Genomic DNA, 18,084 nt, shown 5'->3' with positions numbered 1-18,084 from the left:
TAAGAAGAAGGATTCGAGGAGATAACCATGAGTGCCACCGAAACCACCCCTGGCTTCAAACCGAAAAAATCCGTCGCCCTGAGCGGCACTGCCGCCGGCAACACCGCGCTGTGCACTGTCGGCCGCACTGGCAACGACCTGCACTACCGCGGCTATGACGTGCTCGATTTCGCCAACCGCTGCGAGTTCGAGGAAATTGCCTACCTTCTGGTACACGGCAAGCTGCCCAATGTGGCCGAGCTGGCCGGCTACAAGGCCAAGCTCAAGGCCCTGCGTGGTCTGCCGGCCGGGGTCAAGGCCGCACTGGAGCAACTGCCGCCGTCCGCCCACCCGATGGATGTGATGCGCACCGCCGTCTCCGTACTCGGCTGTCTGGCGCCGGAGAAGGACGACCACAATCACCCGGGCGCCCGTGATATCGCCGACAAGCTGATGGCCTCCCTCGGTTCCGCGCTGCTCTATTGGTACCACTACAGCCACAACGGCAAGCGCATTGACGTGGAAACTGACGACGATTCCATCGGTGGGCACTTCTTGCATCTGCTGCATGGCGAGAAGCCGTGCGAGTCCTGGGTGCGCGCCATGCACACCTCGTTGAATCTGTACGCCGAGCACGAGTTCAACGCCTCGACCTTCACTTCGCGAGTGATCGCCGGCACCGGCTCCGACCTGTTCTCCTGCATCGCTGGCGCCATCGGCGCGCTGCGTGGCCCGAAACACGGCGGCGCCAACGAGGTGGCCTTCGAGGTGCAGAAGCGCTACGACAGCCCGGACGAAGCCGAGGCCGATATTCGCGCCCGTGTCGAGAAGAAGGAAGTGATCATCGGCTTCGGTCACCCGGTCTACACCGTCGCCGACCCGCGCAACAAGGTGATCAAGGAAGTGGCCCAAGAGCTGTCCGAGGCGCAGGGCAACACCAAGATGTATGACATCGCCGAGCGCCTGGAAAGCGTGATGTGGGACATCAAGAAGATGTTCCCCAACCTCGACTGGTTCAGTGCCGTGAGCTACCACATGATGGGCGTGCCGACCGCCATGTTCACCCCGCTGTTCGTCATCGCCCGTACCGCCGGCTGGTCGGCGCACGTTATCGAGCAACGCATCGACGGCAAGATCATCCGCCCGAGCGCCAACTACACAGGCCCTGAAGACCTGAAGTTCGTGCCGCTCAAGGATCGCAAATAAGATGAATGACACCGTGAATAGCCAATACCGCAAGCGCCTGCCCGGTACCGCGCTGGATTACTTCGACGCCCGTGAGGCGGTCGAGGCGATCCAGGCCGGCGCCTGGGACAAACTGCCCTACACCTCGCGCGTACTCGCCGAGCAACTGGTGCGTCGCTGCGAGCCGCAGGACCTGACTGCCTCGCTGGAGCAACTGGTCCATCGCAAGCGCGACCTGGACTTCCCCTGGTACCCGGCGCGGGTGGTCTGCCACGACATTCTCGGCCAGACCGCGCTGGTCGACCTGGCCGGCCTGCGCGACGCCATCGCAGAGAAAGGTGGCGACCCGGCCAAGGTCAACCCGGTGGTGCCGACCCAGCTGATCGTCGACCACTCCCTGGCCGTCGAGGCGCCGGGCTTCGACCCGGACGCGTTCGAGAAGAACCGCGCCATCGAGGATCGCCGCAACGAGGATCGCTTCCACTTCATTGACTGGACCAAGACCGCGTTCAAGAACGTCGACGTGATCCCGGCCGGCAACGGCATCATGCACCAGATCAACCTGGAGAAGATGAGCCCGGTGATCCAGGCGCGCGGCGGCATCGCGTTTCCTGACACCTGCGTCGGTACCGACTCGCACACCCCGCACGTCGATGCCCTGGGTGTGATCGCCATTGGCGTTGGCGGTCTTGAGGCCGAGACCGTAATGCTCGGCCACCCGTCGATGATGCGCCTGCCGGATATCGTCGGTGTCGAGTTGACCGGCAAGCGCCAGCCCGGCATTACGGCCACCGATATCGTCCTGGCGATCACCGAATTTCTGCGCAAGGAACGGGTTGTCGGCGCCTGGGTCGAGTTCTTCGGTGAAGGAGCGGACAGCCTGTCCATCGGTGACCGCGCGACCATCTCCAACATGTGCCCGGAATACGGCGCCACCGCCTCGATGTTCTACATTGACGGCCAGACCATCGACTACCTCAAACTCACTGGTCGCGAGCCGGAGCAGGTGGCGCTGGTGGAGCACTACGCCAAGACGCTGGGCCTGTGGAGCGATGCGCTGAAAACCGCCGAGTACGAGCGCGTGCTGCGCTTTGACCTGGGTAGCGTGGTGCGCAATATGGCCGGTCCGAGCAACCCGCATCGCCGTCTGCCGACTTCGGCGCTGGCTGAGCGTGGCATCGCCGACGAAGCCAAGCTGCAGAGCGGCAAGGTTGAAGAGGCCGAAGGTCTGATGCCGGACGGCGCCGTGATCATCGCCGCCATCACCAGTTGCACCAACACCTCCAACCCGCGCAACGTGATTGCCGCCGGTCTGGTGGCGAAGAAGGCCAACGCGCTGGGCCTGCTGCGCAAGCCCTGGGTGAAAACCTCATTCGCACCGGGCTCGAAGGTCGCCAAGTTGTATCTGGAGGAGGCCGGTCTGCTGGCGGAGCTGGAACAACTCGGTTTCGGCATCGTTGCCTACGCCTGCACCACCTGTAATGGCATGTCCGGCGCGCTCGATCCGCTGATCCAGAAAGAAATCATCGACCGCGACCTGTACGCCACCGCCGTCTTGAGCGGCAACCGCAACTTCGACGGTCGTATTCACCCCTACGCCAAGCAGGCGTTCCTGGCTTCGCCGCCGCTGGTGGTGGCCTACGCCATCGCCGGCACCGTGCGCTTCGATATCGAGCAGGACGCGCTGGGCACCGATGCCCAAGGCAATCCGATCACGCTGAAGGACTTGTGGCCGAGCGACGAGGAGATCGACGCCATCGTCGCTGCCTCGGTGAAGCCCGAGCAGTTCAAGCAGATCTACATCCCGATGTTCGATCTCGGCAGCGTGCAGGAGGCCGAGAGTCCGCTGTATGACTGGCGCCCGATGTCCACCTACATTCGCCGCCCGCCGTACTGGGAAGGCGCGTTGGCCGGCGAGCGCACGCTCAAGGGCATGCGCCCGCTGGCGATCCTGCCGGACAACATCACCACCGACCACCTGTCGCCGTCCAACGCCATCCTGGCCGACTCGGCGGCTGGTGAGTACTTGGCGAAAATGGGCCTGCCGGAGGAGGACTTCAACTCCTACGCGACCCACCGCGGTGACCACCTCACCGCGCAGCGTGCCACCTTCGCCAACCCGCAACTGGTCAACGAAATGGCCGTGGTCGACGGCCAGGTGAAGAAGGGCTCGCTGGCCCGCGTCGAGCCCGAGGGCAAGGTACTGCGCATGTGGGAAGCCATCGAAACCTACATGAACCGCAAGCAGAACCTGATCATCGTCGCCGGCGCCGACTACGGCCAGGGTTCGTCCCGCGACTGGGCGGCCAAGGGCGTGCGTCTGGCGGGTGTTGAAGTGATCGTCGCCGAGGGCTTCGAGCGCATCCATCGCACCAATCTGGTGGGCATGGGCGTGCTGCCGGTCGAATTCAAGCCGGGCACCACGCGCCTGACCCTGGGCCTGGACGGCACCGAGACCTATGACGTGGAAGGCGATATCTCGCCGCGCTGCGACCTGACCCTGATGGTCAATCGCCGCAACGGCGAGGTGCTGCGCGTGCCGGTGACCTGCCGCCTGGATACCGCTGCCGATGTCAGCGTGTACAAGGCCGGCGGTGTGCTGCAGCGCTTCGCCAAGGACTTCCTCGAAGGCGCAGTGGCGTGATGTAACGACCGGCCTGTAAGCGGGCCGGTACAACTTCCGTAGGAGCGAGCTCTGCTCGCGAACGAAGCTTCTCCGCGAGGCTATTCGCGAGCAGAGCTCGCTCCTACAAGAAACGGTAGCGCGTCGCCCGGATGCAATCCGGGAAAAACCAGCACCATCATTTCCAATCAGGACTGCACTCATGGCCCATCTGCCGCAAGTGAAAATCCCCGCCACCTACATCCGAGGCGGCACCAGCAAGGGCGTATTCTTCCGTTTGCAGGATCTGCCCGAGCGCTGCCGGGTGCCGGGTGAGGCCCGCGACAAGCTGTTTATGCGCGTGATCGGCAGCCCCGATCCGTACGCCGCGCAGATCGACGGCATGGGCGGCGCTACCTCGAGCACCTCGAAATGCGTGATCCTGTCGAAAAGCAGCCAGCCCGAGCATGATGTCGATTACCTCTACGGTCAGGTCTCAATCGACAAGGCTTTCGTCGACTGGAGCGGCAATTGCGGCAACCTGTCCACCGCCGCCGGCGCTTTCGCCATTCATGCCGGCCTGGTCGATGCCGCGCGGATTCCCGAGAACGGCACCTGCGTGGTGCGCATCTGGCAGGCCAATATTCAGAAAACCATCATCGCCCATGTGCCGATCACGGACGGCCAGGTGCAGGAAACCGGTAACTTCGAGCTGGACGGCGTGACCTTCCCGGCGGCGGAGATCGTGCTGGAGTTCCTCGATCCGTCCGATGATGGCGAGGAGGGCGGCTCGATGTTCCCCACCGGCAATCTGGTCGATGACCTGGAGGTGCCGGCTGATGTTGTAGAAGGGGGTACCTTGAAGGCGACCATGATCACGGCTGGCATCCCGACCATCTTCGTCAATGCCGAAGACATCGGCTATCAGGGCACCGAGCTGCGCGAAGCGATCAACGGCGATCCGGCGCAACTGGCGCGCTTCGAGCAGATCCGCATTGCCGGTGCGCTGCGCATGGGGCTGATCAAAACGGCCGAGGAGGCTGCGACACGTCAGCACACCCCGAAGATCGCTTTCGTCAGTCCGCCCAAGGACTACCGCACCTCTAGCGGCAAGGAGGTCAAGGCCGGCGGGGTCGATCTGTTGGTGCGGGCGCTGTCCATGGGCAAGCTGCACCACGCGATGATGGGCACCTGCGCAGTGGCCATCGGGACGGCAGCGGCGATTCCGGGAACGCTGGTCAACATCGCCGCTGGCGGCGGCGAGCGCGAGGCGGTGCGTTTCGGCCATCCGTCCGGCACCTTGCGGGTCGGCGCTCAGGCCAAACGGGTCGACGGCCAATGGACAGTGACCAAGGCCGTGATGAGTCGCAGTGCGCGCATCCTGATGGAGGGGTGGGTGCGAGTGCCGGGCGGAAGTTTCTGATGCTCTAACTTAGAAAAGACTCGAGGTTTCGAGTCTTTTTATTTTTAAACAGCTAGTTACGAAGCTTATTTAAGGCGGCGTTCAACACCTTTTTCCACCAAGATCTTGGCCGAGATTTCCTCGACCGAGAAATGCGTGGAGTTGATGAAGGCGATATTTTCGCGGCGGAACAGGCCCTCCACTTCGCGCACCTCGAACTCGCACTGGGCGAAGCTGGCGTAGCGACTGTTGGGTTTGCGCTCGTGGCGGATGGCGGTGAGGCGGTCCGGGTCAATGGTCAGGCCGAACAGCTTGTCGCGGTATTTCTTCAGCGACTCGGGCAGTTGCAGGCGTTCCATGTCGTCTTCGGTCAGCGGGTAGTTGGCGGCGCGGATGCCGTACTGCATGGCCATGTACAGGCAGGTGGGCGTCTTGCCGCAACGCGACACGCCGACCAGGATCAGGTCGGCCTTGTCGTAATAGTGGGTACGTGCGCCATCGTCGTTGTCCAGGGCGAAGTTCACCGCTTCGATGCGCTCCATGTAGTTGGAGTGCTGGCCGATGGAGTGCGATTTGCCGACGGAGTATGAGGAGTGCGAGCTCAGCTCCTGCTCCAGCGGCGAGAGAAAGGTGGAGAAAATGTCGATCATGAAACCATTGGCGGTATCGAGGATCGCACGAATGTCACGGTTGACGATGGTGTCGAAGATGATCGGACGCGCGCCGTCCCTTTCTGCGGCAGCATCGATTTGTTGTACCATGGCGCGCGCTTTATCGACGCTGTCGATATAAGGGCGCGTCAGTTTGGTGAACTGGATATTCTCGAACTGCGCGAGCAGGCTCTGGCCCAGGGTCTCGGCCGTGATGCCGGTGCCGTCGGAGATGAAGAAAGCGGTACGTTTCATTTGCGCCAAAGGCCTTAAGCTGAGTTCGATTCTTGGCTATGATAGGCCGCGTTTTTCGCCAGCCCCATGGGTTTTGGCATTGTTACTTATTCAAGGGCAAGGCCACAATCTTGCGGCAGTTCGTCGCCAGAGCATCCAGCCCCCCGAGAGTTTGTGCAAAGGCTTGCGAGCTAGAGCCTGCTTTTAACGCAGCAGGGTCGACGCGCAACTGGCTTTACGCAAATTCTGAGCTTTTCCAATATCTTAGTGGAGAGATCACCTTGGTAGAGTACGTAGTTTCCCTCGATAAGCTCGGCAATCATGATGTTGAGCATGTGGGGGGCAAAAACGCATCCCTCGGCGAGATGATCAGCAATCTGGCTGGTGCCGGCGTCTCGGTTCCCGGCGGTTTCGCCACTACGGCTCAGGCTTACCGCGACTTCCTCGAGCAGAGCGGGCTGAACGCGCAGATCCATGCAGCGCTCGACGTGCTCGACGTTGACGACGTCAATGCCCTGGCCAAGACCGGCGCGCAGATTCGCCAGTGGGTGATGGACGCCGAGTTCCCGGCCCAACTGGATGCCGAGATTCGCAAGGCGTTCGCCGAAATGAGCGCCGGCAACGAGAACATGGCCGTGGCCGTGCGTTCCTCCGCCACCGCCGAAGACTTGCCGGATGCTTCCTTTGCCGGCCAACAGGAAACCTTCCTCAATATTCGCGGCGTGGACAACGTGATCCGCGCGGCCAAGGAAGTCTTCGCTTCCCTGTTCAACGACCGCGCCATCGCCTACCGCGTGCACCAGGGCTTCGACCACAAACTGGTTGCCCTGTCTGCCGGCGTGCAACGCATGGTGCGTTCGGAAACCGGCACAGCCGGCGTGATGTTCACCCTGGATACCGAGTCCGGCTTCCGTGATGTGGTGTTCATCACCGGCGCCTATGGTCTCGGCGAGACTGTGGTGCAAGGTGCGGTCAACCCTGACGAGTTCTACGTGCACAAGCCGACCCTGGAGGCGGGCCGCCCAGCGATTCTGCGCCGCAATCTGGGCAGTAAGGCGATCAAGATGATCTACGGTGACGAAGCCAAGGCCGGTCGCTCGGTCAAGACCGTCGAAGTCGACCGCGCCGAGCGCGCACGTTTCTGTATCACCGATGCCGAGGTCAGCGAGCTGGCCAAACAGGCGCTGATCATCGAGAAACACTATGGCCGTCCGATGGACATCGAATGGGCCAAGGACGGTGATGACGGCAAGCTATACATCGTTCAGGCCCGTCCGGAAACCGTGAAGAGCCGTGCCAGTGCGACCGTGATGGAGCGGTACCTGCTGAAAGAGAAGGGTACCGTTCTGGTCGAAGGCCGCGCCATCGGTCAGCGCATCGGCGCCGGCAAGGTGCGCGTTATTCATGACGTGTCCGAGATGGACAAGGTGCAGCCGGGCGACGTACTGGTCTCCGACATGACCGATCCGGATTGGGAGCCGGTGATGAAGCGCGCCAGCGCCATCGTCACCAACCGTGGCGGCCGTACCTGCCACGCGGCGATCATCGCCCGTGAGCTGGGCATCCCGGCCGTGGTCGGTTGCGGCAACGCCACCCACGTGCTGAAGGACGGCCAGGGCGTCACCGTATCCTGCGCCGAAGGCGACACCGGTTTCATCTTCGAAGGCGAACTGGGCTTCGATATTCGTAAGAATTCGGTCGACGCCATGCCGGATCTGCCGTTCAAGATCATGATGAACGTCGGCAACCCGGATCGCGCCTTCGACTTCGCCCAACTGCCGAACGAAGGCGTGGGCCTGGCCCGTCTGGAATTCATCATCAACCGCATGATTGGCGTGCACCCAAAGGCGCTGCTGAACTTCGCCAGCTTGCCGCCGGAGATCAAGGACAGCGTCGAGAAGCGCATCGCCGGTTATGGCGATCCGGTCGACTTCTACGTCGAGAAGCTGGTCGAGGGTATCAGCACCCTGGCCGCGGCCTTCTGGCCGAAGAAGGTCATCGTGCGCCTGTCGGACTTCAAGTCCAACGAATACGCCAACCTGATCGGCGGCAAGCTGTACGAGCCGGAAGAAGAGAACCCGATGCTGGGCTTCCGTGGTGCTTCGCGCTACATCAGCGAATCCTTCCGCGACTGCTTCGAGCTGGAGTGCCGTGCACTGAAGAAAGTGCGCAACGAGATGGGCCTGACCAACGTCGAGATCATGGTGCCCTTCGTGCGTACCCTGGGCGAGGCTTCGCAAGTGGTCGAGCTGCTGGCTGGCAATGGCCTTGCTCGCGGTCAGGATGGTCTGAAGGTCATCATGATGTGCGAGCTGCCGTCCAACGCCATCTTGGCCGAGGAATTCCTCGAGTTCTTCGACGGTTTCTCCATCGGGTCCAATGACCTGACCCAGCTGACCTTGGGCCTGGATCGCGACTCTGGCATCGTCGCCCATCTGTTCGATGAGCGTAACCCGGCCGTGAAAAAACTGCTGGCCAACGCCATCGCCGCCTGTAACAAGGCTGGCAAGTACATCGGCATCTGCGGTCAGGGCCCGTCGGACCATCCTGATCTGGCCAAGTGGCTGATGGAGCAGGGCATCGAGAGCGTTTCGCTGAACCCTGACTCGGTACTCGACACCTGGTTCTTCCTGGCAGAGACTCAGCCTGCCTGAGGCCAGTGATTGATCGCAAAAAGGGCGGGTTGATCCCGCCCTTTTTGGTGGCCATGCGGTTTTGTTAGCCACCCCAAGCCGTCGTCGGCGATATGAATGTCGCTCCCGGCGGTTTTTTGTGGCTGATCAAATCTGGCAGTTACTCTTGGGGCGTCGCGGGCGACATCATTCAAGTCGCGCTCGATGATTGTTTATGTGTGTCGTTTTTCATTTGTGGCATCTCGCCGGTGCGGTCACCTGATCCATGCAAAGCAGTAGTGAGCTTTTTCCCGTTTCGCTGATCAGCGCCGAGTTGCGTGGCGATCTCAGTGAAGACGTCTATCTTCTGAAACCCAACAACAGCCCGGATCTCAGCGTCGAGCTGGCCTTGACCCGGCTTGGGAGGGCGGGTGCTGAAAGTACGCGGGGTGTGCCCGTGGTGCTGCTGCACGGCAGTTTTTCCAACCGTCGCTTCTGGTATTCACCCAAGGGCATTGGCCTGGGGGCTTACCTTGCACGTGCTGGATTCGATGTATGGATTGCCGAGATGCGTGGCCACGGCCTGTCGCCGCGTAATTACAGTTATCGAAGCAACAATGTGGCGCAGTACGTGCGTTACGACCTGCCGGCGATCGCTGATTTCATCTTCGAGCAAACTGGCCAGGCGGCGCACTGGATTGGCCACTCGCTGGGTGGAGTGATTCTGGCTGCGGCGCTGGGCGGCGAATATCTCGCGGAGTCGCGTGCGCGTTCGGCGGCACTGTTTGGTAGCCAGATCAGTCGCATCTACTGGCCATTGAAGGTGCCACCAGTGGAGTGGGGTGGTCGTCTACTGTTGCGCGCGTTTCCCTACCTGTCTGGGCGGCGACTGAAGCGTGGCCCTGAAGACGAACCGGTCGGTCTGGCGCTGGAAACGCTGCGCTGGCTCAGGCTGTTCGGACGTTTCGGCGATGGTGAGCGCGATTGGTGGGCTGGCCTCACTCAGGTGCGCATGCCGATACTGGCCGTAGGGGCGACAGCCGATCACCAGGACCCTGCCTGGGCCTGTCGCAAGCTTCTCGAACAGTGCAGTTCGGCCCCGGCCCAGTTCCTCTTGCTGGGCAAGGACAACGGCTTTTCCAGTGATTTCGGGCATGTCGAAATGCTGGTCAGCAAGGAGGCGCAGCGCGAGGTGTGGCCACTGACCGAGTATTGGTTGCAGCACCTGCAATTGCCCGCCGGTTTTGCCGAACAGGCCTCTGTGGCGGGAACCTGAGGCTGTCACAAGCGTTTATTCGCGAGCTGCTTACCGGTAATATGTGACGCCTCGTGCTCTGGTGGTCATTTACAGAGCTATTGGCTGCTCACCGTTCATTGCAAGCGAATCAGCGGAGCTGAATTGTCCCGCTTCAGGCAGGTCCATGAAGGTGGCTGCTTGCTCATTCACTGTCGAAAGGAGTTCTGTCATGCACTACATCACCCCCGATCTGTGCGATGCCTACCCGGAGCTGGTTCAGGTCGTAGAGCCGATGTTCGCCAACTACGGCGGCCGCGATTCTTTCGGCGGTCAGATCGTCACCATCAAGTGTCATGAGGACAACTCGTTGGTGAAGGAGCAGGTCGATCTGCCTGGTCAGGGCAAGGTGCTGGTGGTGGATGGCGGCGGCTCCCTGCGTCGTGCGTTGCTCGGCGACATGCTGGCCGAGAAGGCGGCCAAGAATGGCTGGGAAGGCATCGTGGTCTACGGCTGCATCCGTGACGTCGACGTCATCGCGCAAACCGATCTGGGTGTGCAGGCACTGGCCAGCCACCCGATGAAAACCGACAAGCGCGGTATTGGTGACCTGAATATCCCCGTCACTTTCGGCGGTGTGACGTTCAAGCCGGGCGATTACCTGTACGCCGATAACAACGGCGTCATCGTTTCCCCGCAAGCCCTGAACATGCCGGAATAAGCCGATGCAGGATCAGGATTCGGCGCTGCTGCACGCCTTCGTACTCGATGGTCATGGCGGTGCGCACGGCATCAGTCGTGAAGAGTTGGACAGCCTGCAGCTAGGCGAGCAGGAAAGCCTCTGGCTGCACTGGGATCGTAGTCAGGTACAGTCGCAGCACTGGTTGCGCGAGCACAGTGGCCTGGATGAATTCAGCTGCGATCTGCTGCTGGAAGAGAACACTCGGCCGCGCCTTCTGCCGTTGCCCGACAACGAGATGCTGATCTTCCTGCGCGGCGTCAACCGCAACCCCGGCGCCGAGCCGGAAGACATGGTGTCGGTGCGCATCTTCGCCGATGCCCGTCGAGTCATTTCCCTGCGCTTGCGTCCATTGCTCGCGACCGACGCGCTGATTGCCGATCTGTTGGCTGGCAAAGGGCCGAAAACCTCTTCCGAGCTGCTGCTCGAGTTGGCTCGTCACCTGACCAGTCGCGTCGATGACCTGATCACTGAGCTGAGCGAGCAGCTGGATGACGAGGAAGACCGCCTCGACGACGGCGAGCGCTATCTACCCAACCACGGCCTGATGCTCCAGGTGCGTCGGCGTGCAGCGAGCTTGCGGCGCTTTCTCGCGCCGCAGCGCGATCTCTATGCGCAATTGGCACGTAATCGGCAGCCCTGGTTTGTCGAGGATGATGATGACTACTGGAATGAGCTGAACAACCGCCTGACTCGCTATCTGGAGGAGCTGGAGCTGATTCGTGAGCGCGTCGGCCTGGTGCTGGAAGCGGAGAGTCGCCGTCTCGGCGAGCGCATGAATCGCATCATGTACCGCTTTACCGTGATCACTGGGCTGTTCCTCCCGCTGACCTTCCTGACGGGGCTGCTGGGCATTAACGTTGGTGGCATTCCCGGCGCTGAAAACCCCGTGGGGTTCTTCATCGCCTGCGGCCTCATGATGCTTCTGGCGGTAGGACAACTGCTGCTTTTTCGCCGTTGGCGTTGGTTGTGATGTGTGACTCATTTGCCGGCTACTGCGTCTAGCCGTGATATCCCGTGAGGTGCGCATGCACGATCCATTCGAAGAGTCTCTACGTGATTTACTCAAGTCCTCGCCGTCCACTCATGACGACGATGCTTGCCTGCACCGGGTTCTCAAGACGGCCAACCGCCAGGTCGGTGCTGGTGATCTGTTCAGCCTGATGGGCCACTGGGCTCAGGCCCTGATGATTGCCCTGAACAACGGTTCGGCGCATGTCGCGCCGGTTTCGCGCCGTACCCAATCCTCTGCTTCTGCTGATAAGGCCGACTGAAATGGAACTCGATCCCTGGACCCAAAGCCTGATCTCCGCGATGACCGCACTGTGGACCAAGGTTGCCGGCTTCATTCCCAACCTGTTCGTCGCGTTGGTGCTGGTGCTGCTTGGCTTCGTCGTTGCCAAGCTGCTCGACACGCTGCTGTCCAAGCTGCTGGGCAAGGTCGGCCTGGACCGCCTGATGACGGGGACCGGCCTGACCAAGCTGCTGGCGCGTGTTGGCATTCACGCCCCGGTATCGACCCTGATCGGCAAGATCGTCTACTGGTTCGTGCTGCTGATCTTCCTGGTTTCGGCCGCTGAATCGCTCGGCCTGCAACGTGTCTCCGCGACTCTGGACGTGCTGGCGCTGTATCTGCCCAAGGTCTTCGGCGCGGCCCTGGTGCTGCTCGCCGGCGTGCTGCTGGCGCAGTTGGTCAGCAGCCTGGTACGCGGCGCTGCCGAGGGCGTCGGTCTGGAATATGCACATGGCCTGGGTCGGGTGGCGCAAGGGCTGGTGATCATCATCAGCATCTCCGTGGCGATCGGCCAACTGGAGGTCAAGACCGATCTGCTCAACAACGTGATCGCTATCGTGCTGATCTCCGTGGGGCTGGCGGTCGCATTGGCGCTGGGCTTGGGCAGTCGCGATATCGCCAGTCAGATCCTCGCGGGCATCTATGTGCGCGAACTCTATGAAGTTGGGCAACAAGTGCAGGTTGGTGATGTCGAAGGGCAGATCGAAGAGATCGGCACAGTGAAAACCACCCTGTTGACCGATACCGGCGAGCTGGTATCGGTGGCAAATCGAGTGATGCTCGAGCAACGCGTGAACAGTCGCTGACGCCAATCTGTTATTTTATGCAGCTGCCCGACAGGCGTGACCTGCCGGGCACTTTTCGTCCTGACCGTCGGCCCGACTCGTTTTGAACAAAGCTCAAGCCCTGCCCACGCGCTACGACCCCCGCGAGCTCACCGATGAAGAGCTGGTGGCGCGCGCCCACGACGAGCTGTTTCACATCACTCGTGCTTATGAAGAGCTGATGCGGCGCTACCAGCGAACATTATTTAACGTTTGTGCGCGCTATTTAGGGAACGAAAGGGATGCTGATGATGTCTGTCAGGAGGTGATGTTAAAAGTTCTTTATGGCCTTAAGAACTTTGAGGGTAAATCCAAGTTCAAAACCTGGCTTTACAGCATCACCTACAACGAATGCATTACTCAGTATCGAAAAGAGCGGCGTAAGCGTCGATTGATTGACGCCTTAAGTTTGGATCCGCTCGAAGAAGCTTCCGACGATAAGACACCCAAAGTCGAGGAGCGAGGCGGTCTGGATCGGTGGTTGGTACACGTCAACCCGATCGATCGCGAGATTCTGGTGCTACGTTTTGTCGCAGAGCTCGAGTTTCAAGAGATTGCTGACATCATGCACATGGGCTTGAGCGCAACGAAAATGCGTTACAAGCGAGCATTGGATCGGTTGCGGGATAAATTTTCGGACACTTCCGAAACTTAGTTCAGCTTTCCGACCACTAAGGGAGTGGCGAAACCTGATAAAATCGCCAACAAGTTGCCGACTGAAGTTAACGGCGACTTATTAACCACCAAGATGGGGATTTAACGGATGAAAGTAAAAAACACCTTGGGCGTAGTCATTGGCTCTCTCGTTGCCGCAACCTCCTTCGGCGCGCTGGCGCAAGGCCAAGGCGCTGTCGAGGTGGAGGGCTTCGTCAATCGCTACTTCACCGACGTTCAGCGTGATTACGCGCACAACGAAGGCAACCTGTTCGGTGGCAGCATCGGCTACTACCTGACTGACGACGTCGAACTGGCGCTGTCCTACGGCGAATACCACGACCTGCGTGGCGAAGGTTCGCAAGGCAGCAAGAACATCAAGGGCAACCTGACCGACCTTAAGGCCATTTACCACTTCGGTCAGCCGGGTGTTGGTCTGCGTCCGTACGTCTCTGCCGGTTTCGGCCATCAGAGCATCGGCGACGCCAACAGCGGTGGTCGTAACCACTCCACCCTGGCCATCGCTGGCGCTGGTGCCAAGTACTACTTCACCGAAATGTTCTACGCCCGTGCTGGCGTTGACGCTCTGTACAACATCGACCAGGGCGACACCGAGTGGCAAGCTGGCGTGGGTGTTGGTCTGAACTTCGGTGGCGGCAGCAAGCCTGCTCCGGCTCCGGTCGTAGCTGCTGCACCCGAGCCGATGCCTGAGCCTGCTCCTGAGCCGGTAATGGAAGCTGTTCGTGTTGAGCTGGACGTCAAGTTCGACTTCGACAAGGACCGCGTCAAAGAAGAAAGCTACGGTGACATCAAGAACCTGGCTGACTTCATGAACCAGTACCCGCAGACCACCACCACTGTTGAAGGTCACACCGACTCCGTTGGTAGCGACACTTACAACCAGAACCTGTCCGAGCGTCGTGCTAAAGCCGTTCGTGAAGTTCTGGTCAACCAGTACGGTGTTGACGGTAGCCGTGTGAACACTGCCGGTTACGGTGAGACCCGTCCGGTTGCTGACAACGCCACCGCTGATGGCCGTGCCATCAACCGTCGCGTTGAAGCAGAAGTGGAAGCTCAGGTTCAGCAGTAATCGACCTGATGCTCTAAGAAAACCCGGCTTCGGCCGGGTTTTTCTTTGCCTGTAGAAAACCCGCCTCAGGCCTGTCGGGCCAGTGGCAGGTACGCCTGCATATCTACCGCGGCCACCGCGCCAATCACCAGGATGGCGGGGCTCTTGAGGGCGAAGGCGATGGCGTCGTGTTCCATCGCTAGCAGACTGCTGCGCAGCTCGCGCTGCCCAGGCAGAGAGGCGTTCTCGATCATTGCTACCGGCGTATCCGCGTTCATGCCACCAGCGAGCAAGCCTGCCTGGATTTCCGGCAGCTTGGCCACGCCCATATAGACCACCAGCGTGGTGCCGCTCTGCGCCAGTGCTTGCCAGTTCAGCGGGCTGTCGTCCTGTGTATGCGCAGTGACCAGGGTTACGCCGCGCGCGACACCGCGTAGGGTCAGGGGAATGCCGCAACTGGTGGCACCGGCCAGGCCAGCGGTGATGCCGTTGACCAGTTCCACCTCTATGCCGTGGGCGCTCAGCCAGTCGGCTTCCTCGCTACCACGACCGAAAATGCACGGGTCGCCGCCTTTCAGGCGTACCACGCATTTGCCCTGGCGGGCGTAGCGCAGCATCAGGCGATGGATGAAATCCTGGGGTGTGGAGCGACAACCACCGCGTTTGCCCACCGAGACGATGCGCGCGCCCGGACAGTGCTCCAGCACGGCCGGATTGACCAGATCGTCGATCATCACTACCTCGGCCTGGTTCAGTGCTTTCACCGCCTTGAGGGTGAGCAATTCAGGATCACCGGGGCCGGCGCCTACCAGCCAGACTTTAGCGTTCATATCGAATTCCTCGTAGGGTACGCCGCGCGCACCAGAAATAGGGGGTTGAGCACGCTCATGCGTTCATTGCTGTGGGCTGTTGCGCCAGCAGTCGTTTGATCTCGGGTAGGCAGGAGCCACAGCTGGTGCCGCATTTGAGCGTCTGCTTGAGGTCATTCAGATCCAGACCTTGGGCAATGCCAGCGCGAATCGCGCTTTCGCTGACGTTCAGGCAGTTGCACAGCGTGCGGCGAGAGCCGTTGCTACCGGCACTGCCAGGTGGTGCGGACAACGGGGCAAGCAGCCAGCGCCGCAGTTCGGCCTCGGCCTGACCCTCCTGCCACAGACCCTTGAGCCACTCACTGGCGGCGGTTTCGCCGGCCAGGCGGAGGCTGACGATACGCCCGGACTCGATGCGCACGCGTTTGCCCACGGTTCGTCGAGGGTCGTCGTAGGCCAGTACCGGGCCTTTATCCAGATCCAGCAGGTGGTCGATCTGCGCCAGCAATTGTGGCTCGGGCGCAATTGCACTAGCGGCACGGATCAGCAGGGCAGGACGCTCGCGTCCCGTAGGTGTCAGGCTGGCGTAGGCGAAATCCTCGAACAGCGGGCGCAGCGCCTCGAAGCGTGTCTGCACCTGGCCTTCGACCAGCGCGAAGAACTGCCAGGGCAGCTCGACGCGATCCACCTCTACCCCGGCATGCTTGAGTTCCGGCTGTTTGGACAGCGGATCGAAAGCCGGCTGGGTCAGGACATTGGTGCCCAGGCCACGCAGGAAGCGATTGCCCCAGTGCATGGGCAACCAGGCCTGGCCAGGGCGCACGCTGTCGTCCACCTGTACCGGCAGGATCAGGCTGCCACGGCGGCTGCGTAGCCTGACCAGATCGCCGTCGGTCAGGCGCCTGCGTCGCAGTTCATCGGGATGCAAACCCAGCACGGGGCCTTCGACATGGCCGAACAACTGCGCGGCGGTGCCAGTGCGGCTCATGCCGTGCCACTGGTCGCGCAGGCGACCGGTATTAAGGGTCAGCGAGTAGCGCGACTCGCGGCGCTCCTTCGCCGCCCGATAGGGCTCGGCCAGAAATTGCGCGCGACCGCTGACGGTGGGGAAGCGGCCATCGGCGTAGAGCCGTTCGCTACCGCCTTGTGCACCGGCCGGGAAGGGCCATTGCTGCGGTCCCAGGTCATCGAGCAAGGCGTAGCTGATACCACTGAGATCGAGGTCACGCTGAGTGGTCAGGTGTTTGTATTCCTCGAACAGCGCTTCGCTGTTGGGGAAGTCGAAGAGGCTTGGCAGGCCGGGGCGCAGCAAAGTTTCCAGGCGACGGGCGAAATCGCAGGTGATCGACCAGTCGGGCCGCGCCTCGAAGGGCGCTGGCACGGCGCGGCGTACATGGCTGATGCGGCGCTCGGAGTTGGTCACCGTGCCTTCCTTCTCGCCCCAGCTAGCGGCGGGTAGTAGCAGGTCGGCGTAATGACAGGTCTCGGTGGTGAAGAAGGCTTCCTGCACGACCACGAAAGGGCAGTTGGTCAGCGCTTCGTGGATTTTGCTCTGATCCGGCAGGGATTGGGCCGGATTGGTACAGGCGATCCACAGCGCCTTGATGCGCCCGTCATGCACCGCGTCGAACAGCTCGATGGCAGACAGGCCGGGCGTTTCCGGCAGCGCGTCGATGCCCCAGTAGGCCGCGACTTCGGCACGGTGTTCGGCGTTGCCGGCTTCGCGGTGGCCCGGCAGCAGGTTGCTCAGGCTGCCGGTTTCCCGGCCACCCATGGCGTTGGGTTGGCCGGTAAGGGAAAAGGGGCCGGCACCGGGCTTGCCGATTTGCCCGGTGGCCAGGTGCAGGTTGATCAATGCGCTGTTCTTCGCGCTGCCGGCAGTGGACTGGTTCAGCCCCATGCACCACAGCGAGAGGAAGCTCGGCGCCTGGCCGATCCACTGTGCGCAGCTCTGTAGCGCCTCGCGGCTGATACCGCAGATGTCCGCGACCGCTGCCGGGGTGTAGTCGCGCACCAGGTTCTTCAGGGCAGCGAAGCCTTCGGTATGGGCGTCGATGTAGGCGCGGTCGATCCAGCCCTCCCAGAGCAACAGGTGGAGGATGCCGTGGAACAGCGCGACATCGGTACCGGGCAGAATCGCCAGGTGCAAGTCGGCCAGCTCGCAGGTGTCGGTGCGCCGTGGGTCGATGACGATCACCTTCATCTCTGGTCGGCGCGCCTTGGCTTCTTCCAGGCGGCGGAACAGCACGGGGTGGGCGTAGGCCATGTTGGAGCCGGCGATCAGTAGGCAGTCGCTCAGCTCGATATCGCGGTAGGAGCAGGGCGGCGCGTCGGCGCCCAGGCTGCGCTTGTAGCCGACCACGGCGCTGGACATGCACAGGCGTGAGTTGGAGTCGATGTTGTGGGTGCCGACCAGGGCACGGGCCAGCTTGTTGAAGGCGTAGTAATCCTCGGTCAGCAACTGGCCGGAGATGTAGAAGGCGACGCTGTCCGGGCCGTGCTCGCGAATGGTTTCGGCGAACACACTCGCGGCATGATCCAGGGCGCTGTCCCAGTCCGTACGCGCACGGGCCAAGCTCTTGCCCAGGCGCAGCTGCGGGTGTTGGCCGCGGGCATCCAGGTCACCGGTCAGGTGCAAGGTCGAGCCCTTGCTGCACAGCTTGCCGAAGTTGGCCGGGTGGCTGGGGTCGCCGGCGACGCCGAGAATCTTCTCGCCGTCGTGCTCGATCAGCACGCCGCAGCCGACGCCGCAGTAGCAGCAGGTCGAAGCGGTGATTTGGCGTTGGGTAGGCATGGC

At 61.7% G+C, this 18,084-nt stretch carries 14 protein-coding genes; 11 read left to right on the top strand and 3 right to left on the bottom strand.

The features are described from left to right. Positions 1-27: 27 nt before the first annotated feature. The 3 genes from prpC (at position 28) to prpF (ending at position 5,189) form a co-directional block, all read left to right on the top strand. Positions 28-1,185 (top strand): bifunctional 2-methylcitrate synthase/citrate synthase, encoded by a 1,158-nt coding sequence (gene prpC / locus BM059_RS19345; RefSeq protein ID WP_074940974.1) that lies wholly within the window; start codon positions 28-30, stop codon positions 1,183-1,185. Between the two features lie 13 nt (positions 1,186-1,198). Then, the gene (acnD, locus tag BM059_RS19340; protein WP_167364591.1) at positions 1,199-3,808 is read left to right on the top strand and encodes a Fe/S-dependent 2-methylisocitrate dehydratase AcnD; all 2,610 of its coding nucleotides are present in this window, start codon (positions 1,199-1,201) and stop codon (positions 3,806-3,808) included. A gap of 181 nt (positions 3,809-3,989) precedes the next feature. After that, positions 3,990-5,189 carry a 2-methylaconitate cis-trans isomerase PrpF gene (prpF, locus tag BM059_RS19335; protein WP_074940972.1) on the top strand — a complete coding sequence of 400 codons (1,200 nt, stop codon included), beginning with the start codon at positions 3,990-3,992 and terminating at the stop codon, positions 5,187-5,189. 65 nt (positions 5,190-5,254) lie between these two features. Here prpF and ppsR read toward each other — a convergent pair whose 3' ends face one another. Next, on the bottom strand, positions 5,255-6,073 hold the full coding sequence (gene ppsR / locus BM059_RS19330; RefSeq protein ID WP_036999666.1) for a posphoenolpyruvate synthetase regulatory kinase/phosphorylase PpsR: 819 nt from the start codon (positions 6,071-6,073) through the stop codon (positions 5,255-5,257). A gap of 260 nt (positions 6,074-6,333) precedes the next feature. On the opposite strand from ppsR, the gene ppsA reads away from it, so the two are divergent. The 8 genes from ppsA to BM059_RS19290 all read left to right on the top strand — a co-directional run bounded on the left by ppsA (position 6,334) and on the right by BM059_RS19290 (position 14,499). Continuing rightward, positions 6,334-8,706: a phosphoenolpyruvate synthase gene (ppsA, locus tag BM059_RS19325; protein WP_074940971.1), complete on the top strand. Its 2,373-nt coding sequence runs from the start codon at positions 6,334-6,336 to the stop codon at positions 8,704-8,706. Positions 8,707-8,950: 244 nt separating this feature from the next. Next, entirely contained in the window at positions 8,951-9,940 is a 990-nt protein-coding gene (locus tag BM059_RS19320; protein ID WP_074940970.1) for an alpha/beta fold hydrolase, read from the top strand. Between the two features lie 190 nt (positions 9,941-10,130). Continuing rightward, a complete protein-coding gene (gene rraA, locus BM059_RS19315) occupies positions 10,131-10,619 on the top strand; it encodes a ribonuclease E activity regulator RraA (RefSeq protein ID WP_036999660.1) in 489 nt (162 codons plus the stop codon). 4 nt (positions 10,620-10,623) lie between these two features. Then, positions 10,624-11,610, top strand: coding sequence for a zinc transporter ZntB (locus BM059_RS19310; RefSeq protein WP_074940969.1), 987 nt, complete (start codon positions 10,624-10,626; stop codon positions 11,608-11,610). Between the two features lie 55 nt (positions 11,611-11,665). Further along, on the top strand, positions 11,666-11,911 hold the full coding sequence (locus BM059_RS19305; RefSeq protein ID WP_036999658.1) for a hypothetical protein: 246 nt from the start codon (positions 11,666-11,668) through the stop codon (positions 11,909-11,911). A gap of 1 nt (position 11,912) precedes the next feature. Further along, entirely contained in the window at positions 11,913-12,737 is an 825-nt protein-coding gene (locus BM059_RS19300) for a mechanosensitive ion channel family protein (RefSeq protein WP_036999657.1), read from the top strand. Between the two features lie 82 nt (positions 12,738-12,819). Further along, complete coding sequence (gene sigX, locus BM059_RS19295; RefSeq protein WP_036999656.1) at positions 12,820-13,410, top strand: RNA polymerase sigma factor SigX; 591 nt, start codon at positions 12,820-12,822, stop codon at positions 13,408-13,410. A gap of 108 nt (positions 13,411-13,518) precedes the next feature. After that, a complete protein-coding gene (locus BM059_RS19290; RefSeq protein WP_036999653.1) occupies positions 13,519-14,499 on the top strand; it encodes an OmpA family protein in 981 nt (326 codons plus the stop codon). A gap of 65 nt (positions 14,500-14,564) precedes the next feature. Here BM059_RS19290 and cobA read toward each other — a convergent pair whose 3' ends face one another. Together cobA and BM059_RS19280 are read right to left on the bottom strand one after the other, a co-directional pair. Then, positions 14,565-15,308 carry a uroporphyrinogen-III C-methyltransferase gene (gene cobA / locus BM059_RS19285; protein ID WP_074940968.1) on the bottom strand — a complete coding sequence of 248 codons (744 nt, stop codon included), beginning with the start codon at positions 15,306-15,308 and terminating at the stop codon, positions 14,565-14,567. Positions 15,309-15,363: 55 nt separating this feature from the next. Beyond that, positions 15,364-18,081 (bottom strand): nitrate reductase, encoded by a 2,718-nt coding sequence (locus BM059_RS19280; RefSeq protein WP_074940967.1) that lies wholly within the window; start codon positions 18,079-18,081, stop codon positions 15,364-15,366. Positions 18,082-18,084 lie beyond the last annotated feature (3 nt).

The sequence above is a fragment of the Ectopseudomonas composti genome, from assembly GCF_900115475.1.
Classification (GTDB): domain Bacteria; phylum Pseudomonadota; class Gammaproteobacteria; order Pseudomonadales; family Pseudomonadaceae; genus Aquipseudomonas; species Aquipseudomonas composti.
The sequence above is the reverse complement of the archived record's forward strand: the minus strand, read 5'-3'. Positions and strand labels throughout refer to the sequence as shown.